The sequence below is a fragment of the Prauserella cavernicola genome (assembly GCF_016595675.1).
In the GTDB taxonomy this organism is placed as follows: domain Bacteria; phylum Actinomycetota; class Actinomycetes; order Mycobacteriales; family Pseudonocardiaceae; genus Prauserella_A; species Prauserella_A cavernicola.
Genome location: NZ_JAENJH010000001.1, coordinates 1,218,818 through 1,232,960, shown reverse-complemented (window position 1 = coordinate 1,232,960; position 14,143 = coordinate 1,218,818). Strand labels below are relative to the sequence as shown.

Here is a 14,143-nt window from a genome sequence, read left to right as displayed (position 1 = left end):
CGCGGGTAGGTGATCAGTCCGTCAGTCCGGTCAGTCCAGGTGGAACAGCTCCTCGCCCTCCACCCAGCGCTGCCCCGGCTCCGCCGAGTCGAGCGGCTGCTGACAGGGGTCGGTGAGGGTCCACCAGCGCTGGGTGTCGGGGTCGGCGGCGATGACGGCCAGGTCGGCCTCGTAGTCCTCGCCGGTGTACTCGTAGTAGGCGAACAACGTGTGCTCGCGCAGGAAAATGGAGTAGTTGGTGATGTGGGCGCGCGAGAGCGTGTCCAGCACCGCCCGCGGAACGTCGCGGTGCAGTTCCCGGTACTCCTGCTCGTGTTCCGGGCGCAGCCGGATCACGGACGCGACGCGGCGGGGTGCGGGCATGGGCTATCCACTCCTTCGGGGACGGCTGGCGGCGGTCAGCCCTTGACGGCACCCGCCGCGAGTCCGCTCATCACGTGGCGCTGCATCACGATGAAGATCGCCAGGATCGGGATCACCGCGAGCAGCAGGGTCGGGAACACCTTGGTGTAGTCGGTGGAGTACTGGCCGACGGCCGCGTACACACCGGTGGTGACGGTGTAGATGCCGCTGCCCGGACCGAGGATCATCTGCGGGCTGGCGAAGTCGTTCCACACGCTGAGCGAGTTGAGGATGAACACCGTCGCGATGATCGGCCGCATCAGCGGCAGGATGATCCGCCACAGCGTGTACAGCTTGCCCGCTCCGTCGATCGCGGCCGCCTCGTCCAGCGCCCTTGGCAGCATCCGGATGTAGCCGTAGAACACGAACAACGTGAACGGCACGGTGGTGGCCGTCATGAACAGGATCAGCCCCGGCAGCGTGCCCATCAGCCCGAGTGAGCGCAGCACGAAGATGACGGGGACCAGGATCACCTGCGTCGGGATGAACATGCCCGCGATGAAGAAGAACAGGATCACCCGCGACAGCGCCTTCGGCGTGCGCGCCAGTACGTACGCCGCCGGCGCGCACACGCCGATCGACAGCGCGTTCACACCGGCCACCAGCGCCAGGGTGATCGCGTACCCCTTCAGGATGTTGAAGTCGGGGTTGGTCCAGGCGTTCGCGAGATGCTCGAACGTCGCCGTGTCGAAGTTGATCGTGAACGGATTGGCGAGGATCTCCTGCTGGCTCTTGAACGTGTTGACCACCAGCAGGTACATCGGCAGGAGCATGCCGACGCACACGACACTGAGGAACGTCACCCTGGCGACGGCGGGCGAGTTGGCTGTTGTCTTCATCCGATGGACTCCGCGTCGTTTTCTGCGCGCCTGCGAATCACGAGAACGGTGATGGCCAGTACCGCGGCGGCGAGGATCAGCAGCACCGCCTGCGCCGAGGCCACGCCGATGTCGCGCTCCGGGAAGGAGACCGCGAGGATCTGGTAGGCGAGCGTCTTGGTGGACCCGGCCGGACCGCCGCCGGTCAGCGACACGACCACGTCATAGGTCTTCAGCAGCGAGATCCCCGACGTGATGATGGCCGCGGTGACCGTCGGCGCCAGCGACGGCCACGTGACGGACCGAAACGTCTGCCACCGGCTGGCGCCGTCGATCCTGGCCGCCTCCAGCAGATCCGTCGACACCGCCTGGAGACCGGCGAGGTAGAGGATCAGCTGGACGCCGAACAACGCCCACGCGATGACGAAGATCATCGACCACAGCGCCCAGTTCGGGTCGCTGAGGAAGGGCAGGCTGTCGGAGCCCACCTTCTCCAGCATCGTGTTCACCACACCCTGCGGACCGAGAATCGCCTGCCACAGGAAGCCGACCACCAGCGCGCTCAGCACGTGCGGGTAGAACATGACGACCCGGCCGAAGGTGTTGAACCGGTTGGGCTTCTGCAACAGCAACGCCAGCCCCAGCGCGGCGAGGTTCACGACGAGCGCGCCGATCACGGCGATCACGCCGGTGGTCACCATCGTGCCCGTCATGTCGTCGGAGCTGAAGACGGTCTGGTAGTTCTCCAGCCCGATGAACTCGGGCACACGCGTGGGAAACCCGTTGTACTCGGTGAAGCTGTAGTAGAACGCATAGCCCACGGGCACGACCAGCAACGCGACGTAGACGAGCACTGCGGGGACGACCATCCCGACGGAGACGCCCGCGTTGCGCCATCCCCGCAGTCTCAGAGAAGTTCTTGGTTCCATGGCTCAGCTGCTGCTGCCGATCCACTGGTCGATGGCCCTGGCGGCGTCGGCGGGGCTCGCACCGGTGTAGAGGCTCTGGGCGATCTCGGTGAGCTTCGGGTTGAAGCCCGTGACGGGCAGGCGGACGTCGCCCTGGCCCTCGCCGACGGCGACCAGCTCGGGCGCGTCGTCGAGGATGGTCTGGATCTGGGCCTCGACGTCGCTCTGCTCGACGTCGGCGCCCTGGCGGAACACGCCGTCGGAGCCGAGCTGCGCCTCGATGGCCGCCGGGTCGGTGACCAGGAACTCGACGAGCTGCTTGGCGCCGTCCTCGTCGCCGCCGCCCTGGCGGATCATGTACGGGTTGGCCATGGTGGCGCCCTGCGGGCCGGGGTAGGCGCTGCCGTCCTCGGTCGGCGGGGAGAACACGCCGACCTCGAAGGGCAGGTCCTCGGCCTGGGCGAGGGTGGCGGCGAACCAGCTTCCGTTGGTGTAGAGGCCGACCTTGCCCGCGATGAAGTTGCCGTCGGCCTGCGAGGGGCTCAGTCCGACGTCGCTCTTGGCGATGTGGCCCTCGCTGATCCAGTCGGCGTAGAGCTGGAACGCGGGCTCGTAGATGTCGCCGACGTTGAGCTCACCCTCGGCGACCTTGGCCTGCCACTTCGGGTGCTCCTGGTTGAGCGTGGGGTGATAGATCTGCTGCAGCTGCAGGCCGGTCTGGAAGTCGCCCGCGGTCTGCATGGGGGTGAACCCGGCCTGCTTGAGCTTGCCCAGCGCGTCGTCGAGCTCGGCCCAGGTCTTGGGCGGCTCGGCGATGCCCGCTTCGGTGAACGCGGTCTTGTTGTAGTAGATCAGCGACTGGGTCTGGGTGCCGACGCCGACGGCGTAGTGCGCGCCCTCCATCGCGTAGTCGTCGAACATCGGGGTGTCCTTGGCCCACGCCTCGTCGCTGAGGTCGACGAGCTCGGGTGCCGTGTCGTCGTCGGGGAAGATCGACTGGATCACCTCGGGCGCGGTGCCCGCGGCCAGCTGCTGGGGGAACGACTCGGCGACGGACTTGCCGGTGGGGCCCTCGATCTTGACCTTCAGGCCGCTCTCGTCCTCGAACGGCTTGACGAGCTTTTCCCAGTAGGCCTGGTCCAGGTTGTCGGTCAGGTTGACCATCATCCGGATCTCGCCGTCGGAGGACTCGGACGAGCCGCCCGCCGCACACGCGGGGAGGAGCACCAGCGACAGGGCAGCGGCCACCGCGGCACCACCGCGCACCGTGCGCCCTCTGTGGGTAGACATCATTGTCGGTTCCTTCTTCCTCGGTGGGTCAACAACCGTCGGCCGGTGCGGCCTCGGTGGTTCCGGCTGTCACAGCAGGCCCCGGTAGGGCAACGGGCCCACGGCCGTGATGTCGGTGGTGGTCTCGCCGCGGTCGACGCGGTAGATGCCGTCGTTGGCGACGAAGAACTCGGGCGGCCCCGGGTAGCGGAGCTCGTCGGGCAGCGGCGCGCGGTCGGTCCAGGCGAAGAACTCGCGCGTGAAGTGCGCGCTGTCCTTGCGGCCGTAGAGGTGCAGATCGCCCGCGGTCAGTGGGCTGCGTACGCACCAGTGGACGCCGGACTCGGCCCAGAAGGCGCGGTCGCTGACGAGCACCGACTGCCGGGGCCTCGGCGCGAGCACCCGGTCCCAGAAGTCCTCGTCCGCGCCGAACCTGGCCATCAGGAACATCAGGTCGTGGGCGTGCCAGGCGGTGCTGGGTGCGATGTCGGCCTCGTTGTGCCACCCGCTCGCCGAGGCGAAGTAGCCCGCGGGCGTCTGGTAGCGCGCGTAGGTCGCGAGGCAGGCCTCGGTGAACGCTTCCAGCTCGGCGTCCGGTCCCTCGGCCAGGACCTCGTGGATGCCGTACAGCGTCAGGCCCATGCCCGCGATGAGCATCGGGGTGTCGGTCTTGAGCACCCGCTCGCCCTGGACGTAGAAGTAGCGGTGGTAGCGGGTGGCTCCGGCGTCGTCGGTCCACGCCGCGCGCGCCACGTGCCTGCACAGCCTGCGCGCCTCGGCGAGCAGTTCCGGATCGCCCTGCGCCCGGTAGCCCAGTACCAGCGGCACGATCATGAGGCCGTAGTACTCGGCGGGCTCGAGGATGCCGCCCTCGGCGCGGTCGCGCACGGTGCGGAACGTGCCCGCGCTGTCGGCGTCGGGCACGCCCCGGTGGTGGAAGAGCCGGACCAGTTCGGCGAGGTCCACCGGAATCTGGTCCACATAGGACTTGTCGTCGCTGAGCTCGGTGTAGAGCTGCTTGACCCAGACGCGGGCGTACTCCTGGTTGCAGGTGCCGTCCTCGCCGGGACGTCCACCGCCGTAGACCTCGCAGGCGTCGAGGTTGGCCCGCACGGCCTTGAGCACGGCGGCGATGTCGTCGTCGGGCAGCAGGTGACCCGCGTGCCGGAGCGCCAGGAGCATGCCGAGACTGCCGACGGCGTTGTGGATGAGCCCGCTGGTGGCCGACTCGCCGACCTGGAAGCCGATGTGCTGGTACTGCCCGTCGGGCTGGACCTCGCTTGACTGGTAGCGCAGCAGCCTGCGCAGCAGGGCGACGCCGCGCTCGTCGGGCCGCTGGGCCAGCGCCTGCGCCAGCGCTCCCACGGCGGGTCCCGCAAACGTCGTGTGGCCGCTGGTGAAGTCGAGGAAGGAGAACGGGTTGGTGCCCCACACGCTGTGGTTGTGGAAGCCGTTGATCGCGCCCTCGTCGGTCACCCAGCTGTGCAGCCAGCCGGCGAGTGCGGCGGTGTCCGGTGTCGTCGTGTGTTCCATGGCGTTGCCTCCGGAGGCGGTCACGCTGCCGCGGCGTGCGCGGCGTCGAGCAGGGTGGCGTCGATGCGGTAGAAGTCGGTGGCCGTGCCGCCGAGCACGGCGGCCCGGTCGTCGGGACCCAGCGGGGCGAGCAGTTCCAGGCACGCCTCCCAGGTGCGCGCGTAGCCTCCGGCCAGCAGCGAGATCGGCCAGTCGCCTCCGTACATCAGGCGGTCCGGCCCGAACAGCTCCAGCGCGTCCTCGACGAACGGGCGCACCTGCTCGGTGGTCCACGAGTCGAGCGCACCGCGCGCCGAGTACAGGCCGGAGACCTTGGCGTACACCTGCGGGTGCCCGGCCGCCGCCGCGATGAGCTCGCGCCAGCGCAGCCGCTCCTCGCGGCCCGAGCCGATCGGCGGCTTGCCGAGGTGGTCGATGACCAGCCGCAGCCGCGGATGGCGCGCGGCCAGCTCGGGCACGTGCACCAGAGCCTCGGGGGAGGCGGTGACGTAGTCGAAGGTGAGCCCCTCCTCAGCCAGCAGCGCGAGTCCGGCGCCGACCTCGGGTCGCAGGATCCAGTTCGAATCGGACCGTTCGTGGATGAGGCTGCGCGTGCCCACCACGTGCGGGTCGTTCCGCAGCGCCGCGAGCCGGGCGCGGGCGCGCGCGGGATCGTCCAGCGGGAGCCACGCGACCACGGCGGCGACCTCCGGATGCGCGGCCGCGGTGGCGAGCATGTGGTCGGTGTCGGCGTAGTTGTCGGCGGCCTGCACGAGCACCGTCGCGGTGACACCCGCGGCGCTCAGCGCGGGCCGGACGTCGGCGAACCGCATGGCACCGTTGATGGGAGCGAGTGCGGGGCCCAGCCACCCGTACGTCGCGCGCGCCGGGTCCCAGACGTGCTGGTGCGCGTCGATGACGATCACGACGCTCTCCCCTCGCGCGCAGCCGGGCCGGGGACCAGGCCGAGCCGGGACAGCTCGTCCCACAGTTGTGCGGCCACGGACGCCGCGAGCCGTTCCGCGTTGGTGCGGGACTGCTTCGCGTCGCGGGCGCCGAGCACCACCGAGACCACAGCCGGGTGGCGCAGCGGGTGGGCGATCGCGGCTTCCGGCAGCGACACGCCGTGGCGCTCACACACCTCCGCGATCGCCACGGCGCGTTCGGTCAGCTCGCGCGAGGCGGGCAGGTAGTCGTAGTTGGCGCCCGCCTGAGGACGCGGCGCCGCGAGCAACCCGGAGTTGTAGACCGCGGCCGCCACCACACCGACCCCGCGTTGCTCGGCCAGCGGCAACAGTTCGTCCTGGGCGGAGTGGTCGAGCAGCGTGTGCCGCCCTGCCACCATCACGATGTCGATGTCGCACCGGCGCACGAACTCAGCGAGCATCGCGGCCTGGTTCATGCCGGCGCCGATGGCCGTGACCACGCCCTGCTCGCGCAGTTCGACCAGCGCCTCGACCCCGGAGGTGGAGGCCTGCTCCCAGTGGTCGTCGGGGTCGTGCAGGTAGACGATGTCGACGTGGTCGAGTCCGAGCCGGTGCAGGCTCGCCTCGATGGAGCGCAGGACGCCGTCCCTGCTGTAGTCCCACCGGCGGCGGTACTCCGCCGGCACGGCGAACCCACCGTCATCCTGCTGGTCGGCCGTCTCAGGGCTGGGCACCAGCAGCCTGCCCACCTTGGTGGACACGGTGAAGGACGAGCGCGGACGCCCGGCGAGCGCCGCCCCGAGCCGCTTCTCCGAGAGCCCGAGGCCGTAGTGGGGCGCGGTGTCGAAATAGCGGACGCCGCTGTCCCACGCCGCGTCGACGGCGCCCTGGGCGTCCTCGTCGCTGGTGGTGCGGCCGAGGTTGCCGAGCTGCGCGGCGCCGAGGCCGAGCCCGGTGAGGGTGAGGCCGGAGGTCAGCGTGGTGGTCAGCACCCGGCTCACCTCACCCTCGCGTGCGCGGAGGCCACGAGGTCCTCGGGGTGGGCGAACGGTCGGTCCGAGGTGAAGCGCTCCACCTCGTCGGTGACGGCGTCGCCGATGCGGCGCAGTTCACCGCCGAGGGAGCCGGCCAGGTGGGGAGTGAGCACGACGTTGTCCAAAGTCCACAGTTCGCTGTCGGTTGCCGGTGGTTCGGGGTCGGTGACGTCCAGTACGGCGGTGATGCGTCCGCTCCGCAGCTCCGCGACGAGGGCGTTCTGGTCGACGACGGCGCCGCGCGCGGTGTTGATCAGCGTGGCGCCGTCACGCAGCAGCGCGAGCGCCGCGCCGTCGATCTGCCCGCGGGTGTCGGGCGTCAGCGGCTGGTGCAGCGACACCACGCCGCTGGCGGCCATGAGCTCGTCGAGCGGAACGAGTCGCGCTCCCAGCTCGTGCGCCTGCTCCGGCGTGAGCGTGGGGTCGTGCAGCAGCACGTCCAGGTCGAAGGATCGCAGCAGCGCGAGCACCGCGCGTCCGACGGTGGAGGCGCCCACGATGCCGACGGTCTGCCGGTAGTTGCCGTTCCGGGGATCGGCGGCGAGCGGGCCGGGGACGGTCCTTGACCGCCGGTACTCCCGCTCGGCGCCGAGCACGTTCTTGTTCGCCAGCAGGATCATCGCCAGCGTGTACTCGGCGACGGGAGCGGAGTTCGCGGCGCGGGCGTTGGCCGCGACCACTCCACGGGCCGCGAACGACTCGGGATCGGCCAGGCACGTCGCGGCCACGCCGCCCGCGTAGATCACTGCCCGCAGCCGGGGCAGCAGGGCGGACCCGACGACGGGCGCGTCCCAGCCGGCGACGAGGATTTCCGTCTCCGCCAGGGCAATCCGCGAGCGCGCCGAGTCCGCCTCCGTCACGACGAGGCCGGTGTCGAGGTCCGTGGCGGCGCGCAGCCGGGCCAGCGCCCCGGCGTCGAAGAGGGCGCCGGGCAGCCGCGGGTCCATCGCGAGGAGCGCACGTGGTCGCGTCACGATCCGTCCTCCGTTCCGACGGGACCCTGCGCCGGGACGAGGCGCAGCCCCGCGGTCGCCGGGCGCACGTGCGGGCCGTCGGGGTGCGACCAGGCACCGGTGCGGTCGAGTTCGCCGATGGCGCTTTCGTCGATCGTGATCCCGAGGCCGGGGGAGTCGCCGAGCACGATGCCGCCGTCGGCGATCACCTGGTCCACCGTCACGCCCACCGGGGTTTCGGTGCCCTGCACCTCGGTGACGAGGTGGTTGGGCACGGCCGCGGCGGCGTGAGCCAGCGGGTTCGCGTGGTAGCCGACGGGGCTGACCGGGAGGTCGTGGCCGTGGGCGAGCGTGGCGACGCGCAGGAAGTGCGTGATGCCCCAGACTCCCGCTGTCTGCACCACCTGCAGGGCGTCGGCGGCGAGCAACGGGCGGAACTGCTCGAGCCCGGTCAGGTTCTCGCCGGAGGCGACCGCGGCGCGCGCGGCGCGCGCCACCGCACGGTTGCCCGGCACGTCCCACCGCCGCACCGGCTCCTCGATCCAGGCGAGTTCGATGCTGTCCTCGATTCTGGCGAGCAGCCGCACCGCCTGGTGCGGACCCCACGCCTCGTTGACGTCGAGCATCAGTGCGGGGGCGGAGGTGTTCGCGCGCAGCACTTCGGCCACGGCGGTCAGCCGGGCGACGTCGCGCTCGGTGTCGAGCCCTCCCTTGAGCTTGGCGCCCGTGAAGCCACGCTCGGCCCAGGCGGTGTAGTGCTCGGCCAGTTCCTGGTCGTCGAGCGCGATGTCGAGGCCCGACGCGTAGCCGGGCACGAAGCGGTCGGCCGCACCGAGTGTGCGCCACAGCGGTTCGCCCGCGAGCTTCGCCTTGAGGTCCCACAGGGCCATGTCGAAGGCGCCGATGGTGCCGAAGGTCGTGCCGGCGTGGCCGCTCTTGAAGGTGTGCGCCAGCATCCGGTCGTAGAGCGCGGTGACCGCGCGCGGGTCCTGCCCCTCGAGCGCGGGGAAGATCCGCTGGGCGTCGCCGTGGGCGCCGAGCCCCACACCGGTCAGGCCGCCGTCGGTCTCGAGCAGCACCACGGGCACCTCGGTGACGCCGTCGGCGATGAAACCGTTGGCGTCCCCGACGGGACGGCCCCAGTGGTTCAACGTCGACAGCGTGCGGTAGCCGGTGATCCTCATCCGCTCCCTTTCCGTGGTTCTCGTTCCCTGTCTCCGCGTGCGCCCTGCGCCGATGAAGCAACGACGCAGGGCGGGGAGCCGGAACACGCCTGGAGACGACAGAACCGTCTGCGGCTGCCAGGAAGGGTCGCCTACCGCGCCTTCGAGGCAGTCGTAACGTATCATACAAGTTACGAGTGAAGGCAAGGATCTCGTCGGCCGCGACCCATCCGTTTCGGTGCTGTTATGCCTTGCCCAGCACCTGGCGCTGACGGCCGAGGCCCTCGATCTCGATCTCCATGACGTCCCCCGCCGACAGGTAGGGAAAACGCCCGGACAGCGCCACGCCCTCGGGCGTGCCGGTGCTGATGACGTCGCCCGGATCCAGCACGAGGTACTGGCTGAGGTCGTGCACGATCTGCGCGACGGAGAAGATCATGTCCGCGGTGCTGGAGTCCTGGCGCGGCTCGCCGTTGACCGACGAGCGCAGCCGGAGGTTCTGCACGTCGGGCACCTCGTCGGCGGGCACGAGGTAGGGACCCAGCGGGTTGAACGTCGCGCAGGACTTGCCCTTCGACCACTGCCCGCCGGAGTGGACGAGCTGGAAGTCGCGCTCCGAGACGTCGTTCGCGATCGTGTAGCCGGCCACGTGCTCGAGCGCCTGCTCGGGGGAGTCGAGGTACTGCGCTCGCTTCCCGATGACCACGGCCAGCTCCACCTCCCAGTCGGTTTTGGCTGAGCCGCGGGGAATCCGCACCTCGTCGTAGGCGCCGACCACCGTGTTCGGGGGCTTGAAGAAGATCACCGGGCGCGTGGGCGGCTCGGCGCCGGACTCGGCGGCGTGGGCCGCGTAGTTCTGCCCGATGCACAGGACGATGCCGGGGCGTGCCACCGGCGGCCCGAACCGGAGCTCGTCGCTCTCCAGCGCGGGAAGGGTGCCCTCCGCGAGCGCCCGGCGGGTCCTGGCGATGCCGTCCGCGGCCAGGAACGCGCCGTCGATGTCGTGGGTGAGCGAGGTGAGGTCGCGGGTGAGGCCCTGGTCGTCGATGACGGCGGGGCGCTCCTGCCCGGGCTCGCCGAGGCGTGCCAGTCGCATACTGCGTTCTCCTTCGGGAAGGCCGGCATGGGCGGTCGGTCCTGGGGCGGGCGGGCCCGGCTCCTGGCAGGACGTGGTGTTCGATGTGCCGGATTGTGCGGACGCTATCGACGCACGACCACGCAGTCAATATGATGACGAGCTGTCAATAGGTTGACACGAAAGCGGGTGGGATGAGTACGCGAAGCGAATCGGTCTGGGCCAGTGCGTCGCCCGCGCCCGCGGTGCTGCGAGCGGGCGCCATCCTCGACGCGCTCGCGAGATCTCGCGGTCGCGCGCTGACGCCCGCTCAGCTGGCCGCCGCGGCGGGCGACATTCCTCGCGCGTCGGTGGTCAACGTCTGTGCGGCACTGCACGACCGCGACCTGGTCAGGGCCGTTGACGGGGGCTTCGTGCTCGGTCCGGGGCTGTTGCGCCTCTCGCAGGCCTACCTCGACGCGCTGGATCCCGTGCGGGCCTTCAAGGAACAGATGGGCAGGCTCGGCGATCGGGAGGAGACGCTGCAGCTGGCGACGATGGAGGGCGCGGACGTCGTCTACCTCGCCGTGCACGAGGGCACTGTCCTGTTGCGACCGACGAGCAAAGCAGGGTCCCGGCTGCCGGTCACGTGCACGGCACTGGGCAAGGCGATGCTGGCGGGTGTGCCGGAGGACGACGTGCGCGCTCTGCTGGCGGACGGCGAGCCGTTCGCGGCGCGGACGTCGTGGTCGATCACCGCGCTCGATCCGTTGCTGGCCGACCTTCGCGCGGTGCGGACGGCCGGGCACGCGGTCGACGACCAGGAAGCGGCGGAGGGCATCGTGTGCGTCGCGGCGACCGTGCCGGGCTCGGCGACCGACGGTCAGCCCTTCGCGGTGAGCTCGTCGCTGCTGAAGTCCCAGGCGACACCCGACCGCGTGGCCGCCGTCGCCGACCTCATCAAGGACGTGGTGCGCGGAATGGCCGAGGGGAACTGAGCGGCGGGTCAGCCGTTCTTTCTGTCCCACTCCCACCGCGGTCTCGATACGATGAGTGCATGTTCGCTCGCCGAGAGCCGGTGCAGAACGAGGTCGTCGCCAAACACATGCGACGGTTCTTCACGTCGAGGCACGTGCGCGGCATCTCGCCGGATCAACTGGCCGAGGCGTACGGCCGCGCGATGTGGAGTCGGCGGCGCGCGGCGGTGGTCGATGAGCAGAAGCTGAAACACGAACGGTTCACGGTGGCGTTGGCGACCGACGACACCGGCCGGAGTTTCGACACGATCACCAAGCGGGCCACGTTGATCTCGGACACGCTGTTGCTCTCTCATGTCCGCTCGGGTGAGTTCCACCAGCTCGGCGTCCAGGAGAATTACACGCCGGGCGCACAGAGCGCGCGCGACAGGCACGACGTGTTCACCGCGTCCTCGATGGACGGAGTCGACACGGACATCAACGGCTACATCAGAGCCGATCTCGATGACACCGTGCGGCGCCACGAGAAGTGGTTCGGTATGTACTGCCCGGACCTGAACGGCCTGGGGGCGTGGCTGCGCGATGCCGAGCCGTTGCTCAGAGCGGGGTTGGCCTGGTATCTGCCGTGTTACGCGACCGCATCTGCTCTGGGTACCGTCCGGTCGAGCGCTCAGCTCCGCCAGGAGCACCTCCACTCCCAGCAGCCCTACCCCGGCGTCGACTACCTGATCAGGGATCGACGGGCCGTGGACGCGTCCGGAGCGAGTCCGCTGAAGAGTCGTTTGGTACGGCCTGTGCTGACGATCGACCTCCCTTTCGTCGATGGCGTCGGACTCCGCGATTTCAGTGAGATCACCACGCAGGAGTTCGCGTCCTACGCGTCGTTTCGCGACCATCTCCGGCTGACCTTCAACGACATGGACGACGCACTGAACGCCGTGCAGTCGGAACGTGAACTCGTCAAGCACGGGCTGCACATCAAGGAGGGGATCCGCGCCGTCGAGGCCGAGATGGCGAAGGTGAAGCGGAAGCGGGCCGTCGCCGTGTCGGGTGCCGCGATCGGAACCGTCGGCGCGGTGCTCGTCGCCGTGTACGGCCCTGCCATGCAGGCCGCCATCGCCGTCGCGGGCGCGGGCGGCGGTGTCTGGGGCGTCATCCATGCGGTCACCGAGAACAGCAAGCAGGCGCTGCGCAGCGACAAGTGGTATTACGTGTGGGTGCTGGCGCGCAAGCACAACTCTCACATCAGGTGACGCACCACGTGGGTCTCAGCGGACACCATTATGTCTACAAAGGACTTTTCTGCCGGATCGGCCCGGCTCGTCGACGACGACTACGCCGAGCGCAGCCCGATGGGGGAGAGGGCACTGACCGCCGCGCCGTAGCACCCTCGGCCCTCCATTCGGTGGTTCCCGGAATCGGAAGATCGGTTGATGCGGCCCCGGCCGCCGCGCTGACACGGTGAGGTGGTTCGCCGAGTTCGACAGCCGGGGGTTGGGATGAGCAGGTCGCAGGGGCACGCGGTCAGTCGTCGGGCGTTGCTCGCCGGCGCGGGGGCGGCGGGCGGCGCGCTGGGGGCGGGACTGATCGCTCCCGCTACGGCGGCTCCCGAGCCGGAGGCGTTCGGGCCGGTACGGATCGGGCGGGGTGAAGCGCGGTACGGCTCGCTGTTGCGGGGCAACAACTTCCGGTTCGTGGGCGATCCGGACGAGATCCAGGTGATCGGCTCCACTTCCCAGGTGGTGCGCGCGGTCACCGAGGCGGTGGCCTCGGGGCGGCGGGTCGCCGTGCGCAGCGGCGGCCACTGCTTCGAGGACTTCACGGCCGATGCGGGGGTGCGGGTACTGCTCGACCTCTCGCCGATGGACTCGGTGACCTACGACCCCGCGATGCGGGCGTTCGAGGTGCAGCCGGGAGCCACGCTGGGCCGGGTGTACCGGAAGCTGTACCAGGGCTGGGGCGTGACGGTGCCCGGTGGCAGCTGCCCCGGCGTGGGCGCGGGAGGCCACTTCGCGGGCGGCGGGTACGGGGCGCTGTCGCGCCGGTACGGCTCCGTGGTCGACCACCTCTACGCGGTGGAAGTCGTGGTGGTGGGCAGGAACGGCAAGGCCCGCGCGGTGATCGCAACCCGCGAGCCCGACGACCCGAACCGCGACCTGTGGTGGGCGCACACCGGCGGCGGCGGTGGCAACGTCGGGGTGGTGACCCGGTACTGGCTGCGCTCGCCGGGAGCCACCGGTGAGCCGTCCCGGCTGCTGCCGACCTCGCCCGCCACCATGCTCGAGCACGCCGTGGCGTGGTCGTGGGAGAGCATGACCGAACAGGACTTCAGCAGGCTGCTGCACAACTTCGGCACCTGGCACGAGCGCAACAGCGCGCCCGGTTCGCCCGCCACGAACCTGTACGGGCTCTTCGTGCTGTCCCACAGCAGCGCGGGGGCCTTCGCGCTGCTCGCGCAGATCGACGCCGACGTGCCAGGCGCGAACGACCTGGTGGCCGAGTTCGTGGCCGCGGTGTCGGAGGGCGTGGAGGTCGAACCGGTGTTCTCGGGCAGCACCTCGACGGCGTGGCTGCACCGGATGACCTGGGCGGGCTCGGGCGAGTCCGGCGACGCGACGACCCGTCGCTACAAGAACAAGGCCGGCTACCTGCGCAGGTCGATGACCGAGCGACAGCGCGCCGCCGTGTACCGCTACCTGACCGACCCCGCGGGCGTGCCCAGCGCGGGAGTGCTGCTGCTCGGCTACGGCGGGCAGGTGAACGCGGTGGCGCAGGGGGACACCGCGATCGCCCAGCGCGACTCGGTGATGAAGGTGATCTACTACACGACCTGGGCCGACGAGGAGGGCGACGAGGCCCACCTCGCCTGGGTCCGCTCCTTCTACCGCGACGTCTACGCCGACACCGGCGGCGTGCCCGTGCCCGACGAGGTCAACGACGGTTCCTACATCAACTATCCCGACAACGACCTGCTCGATCCGGCGTGGAACACGTCCGGGGTCTCCGCGCGCACGCTGTACTACAAGGACAACTACGCGCGCCTGCGGCGGATCAAGGCGAGGTGGGACCCGCGTGACGAGTTCCGGCACGCCCTGTCGATCGAACCGGCGGGCTGAGGATGGTCGTG

The 14,143-nt window shown here is 70.2% G+C and carries 13 protein-coding genes; 3 read left to right on the top strand and 10 right to left on the bottom strand.

The genetic code is table 11. The annotated features are described in order from the left end of the window. Positions 1-30: 30 nt before the first annotated feature. The 10 genes from JHE00_RS05815 to JHE00_RS05770 form a co-directional block, all read right to left on the bottom strand. On the bottom strand, positions 31-363 hold the full coding sequence (locus JHE00_RS05815) for an L-rhamnose mutarotase (RefSeq protein ID WP_200315439.1): 333 nt from the start codon (positions 361-363) through the stop codon (positions 31-33). A gap of 35 nt (positions 364-398) precedes the next feature. After that, positions 399-1,241, bottom strand: a complete 843-nt coding sequence (locus tag JHE00_RS05810; protein ID WP_200315438.1) for a carbohydrate ABC transporter permease — start codon at positions 1,239-1,241, stop codon at positions 399-401. Beyond that, positions 1,238-2,089 carry a carbohydrate ABC transporter permease gene (locus tag JHE00_RS05805; protein WP_200315437.1) on the bottom strand — a complete coding sequence of 284 codons (852 nt, stop codon included), beginning with the start codon at positions 2,087-2,089 and terminating at the stop codon, positions 1,238-1,240. Before JHE00_RS05805 ends, JHE00_RS05810 begins: the two co-directional genes overlap by 4 nt. 63 nt (positions 2,090-2,152) lie before the next feature. Further along, on the bottom strand, positions 2,153-3,421 hold the full coding sequence (locus JHE00_RS05800) for an ABC transporter substrate-binding protein (protein ID WP_200315436.1): 1,269 nt from the start codon (positions 3,419-3,421) through the stop codon (positions 2,153-2,155). Between the two features lie 66 nt (positions 3,422-3,487). Next, entirely contained in the window at positions 3,488-4,930 is a 1,443-nt protein-coding gene (locus tag JHE00_RS05795; RefSeq protein WP_200315435.1) for a hypothetical protein, read from the bottom strand. A 20-nt stretch (positions 4,931-4,950) separates the two neighbouring features. Next, positions 4,951-5,835 (bottom strand): amidohydrolase family protein, encoded by an 885-nt coding sequence (locus JHE00_RS05790; RefSeq protein ID WP_200315434.1) that lies wholly within the window; start codon positions 5,833-5,835, stop codon positions 4,951-4,953. Continuing rightward, the gene (locus JHE00_RS05785) at positions 5,832-6,827 is read right to left on the bottom strand and encodes an aldo/keto reductase (protein ID WP_307831828.1); all 996 of its coding nucleotides are present in this window, start codon (positions 6,825-6,827) and stop codon (positions 5,832-5,834) included. The genes JHE00_RS05790 and JHE00_RS05785 overlap by 4 nt, the downstream gene beginning before the upstream one ends. 5 nt (positions 6,828-6,832) lie before the next feature. After that, on the bottom strand, positions 6,833-7,843 hold the full coding sequence (locus JHE00_RS35795; RefSeq protein ID WP_200315433.1) for a hydroxyacid dehydrogenase: 1,011 nt from the start codon (positions 7,841-7,843) through the stop codon (positions 6,833-6,835). Then, positions 7,840-9,006: a mandelate racemase/muconate lactonizing enzyme family protein gene (locus JHE00_RS05775; RefSeq protein WP_200315432.1), complete on the bottom strand. Its 1,167-nt coding sequence runs from the start codon at positions 9,004-9,006 to the stop codon at positions 7,840-7,842. The genes JHE00_RS35795 and JHE00_RS05775 overlap by 4 nt, the downstream gene beginning before the upstream one ends. A gap of 223 nt (positions 9,007-9,229) precedes the next feature. Continuing rightward, positions 9,230-10,081: a fumarylacetoacetate hydrolase family protein gene (locus JHE00_RS05770; RefSeq protein ID WP_200315430.1), complete on the bottom strand. Its 852-nt coding sequence runs from the start codon at positions 10,079-10,081 to the stop codon at positions 9,230-9,232. A 173-nt stretch (positions 10,082-10,254) separates the two neighbouring features. Here JHE00_RS05770 and JHE00_RS05765 point away from each other — a divergent pair, with 173 nt between their 5' ends. The 3 genes from JHE00_RS05765 to JHE00_RS05755 all read left to right on the top strand — a co-directional run bounded on the left by JHE00_RS05765 (position 10,255) and on the right by JHE00_RS05755 (position 14,132). After that, positions 10,255-11,037 carry an IclR family transcriptional regulator gene (locus JHE00_RS05765; RefSeq protein WP_200315428.1) on the top strand — a complete coding sequence of 261 codons (783 nt, stop codon included), beginning with the start codon at positions 10,255-10,257 and terminating at the stop codon, positions 11,035-11,037. 59 nt (positions 11,038-11,096) lie between these two features. Then, the gene (locus tag JHE00_RS05760) at positions 11,097-12,269 is read left to right on the top strand and encodes a hypothetical protein (RefSeq protein ID WP_200315426.1); all 1,173 of its coding nucleotides are present in this window, start codon (positions 11,097-11,099) and stop codon (positions 12,267-12,269) included. A gap of 246 nt (positions 12,270-12,515) precedes the next feature. Next, positions 12,516-14,132, top strand: a complete 1,617-nt coding sequence (locus JHE00_RS05755; protein WP_200315424.1) for an FAD-binding oxidoreductase — start codon at positions 12,516-12,518, stop codon at positions 14,130-14,132. Positions 14,133-14,143 lie beyond the last annotated feature (11 nt).

Coding starts and splice junctions, on each gene's coding strand:
- JHE00_RS05815 (WP_200315439.1), bottom strand. CDS start 363: ATGCCCGCACCCCGCCGCGTCGCGTCCGTGATCCGGCTGCGCCCGGAA.
- JHE00_RS05810 (WP_200315438.1), bottom strand. CDS start 1,241: ATGAAGACAACAGCCAACTCGCCCGCCGTCGCCAGGGTGACGTTCCTC.
- JHE00_RS05805 (WP_200315437.1), bottom strand. CDS start 2,089: ATGGTCGTCCCCGCAGTGCTCGTCTACGTCGCGTTGCTGGTCGTGCCC.
- JHE00_RS05800 (WP_200315436.1), bottom strand. CDS start 3,421: ATGATGTCTACCCACAGAGGGCGCACGGTGCGCGGTGGTGCCGCGGTG.
- JHE00_RS05795 (WP_200315435.1), bottom strand. CDS start 4,930: ATGGAACACACGACGACACCGGACACCGCCGCACTCGCCGGCTGGCTG.
- JHE00_RS05775 (WP_200315432.1), bottom strand. CDS start 9,006: ATGAGGATCACCGGCTACCGCACGCTGTCGACGTTGAACCACTGGGGC.
- JHE00_RS05770 (WP_200315430.1), bottom strand. CDS start 10,081: ATGCGACTGGCACGCCTCGGCGAGCCCGGGCAGGAGCGCCCCGCCGTC.
- JHE00_RS05765 (WP_200315428.1), top strand. CDS start 10,255: ATGAGTACGCGAAGCGAATCGGTCTGGGCCAGTGCGTCGCCCGCGCCC.
- JHE00_RS05760 (WP_200315426.1), top strand. CDS start 11,097: ATGTTCGCTCGCCGAGAGCCGGTGCAGAACGAGGTCGTCGCCAAACAC.
- JHE00_RS05755 (WP_200315424.1), top strand. CDS start 12,516: ATGAGCAGGTCGCAGGGGCACGCGGTCAGTCGTCGGGCGTTGCTCGCC.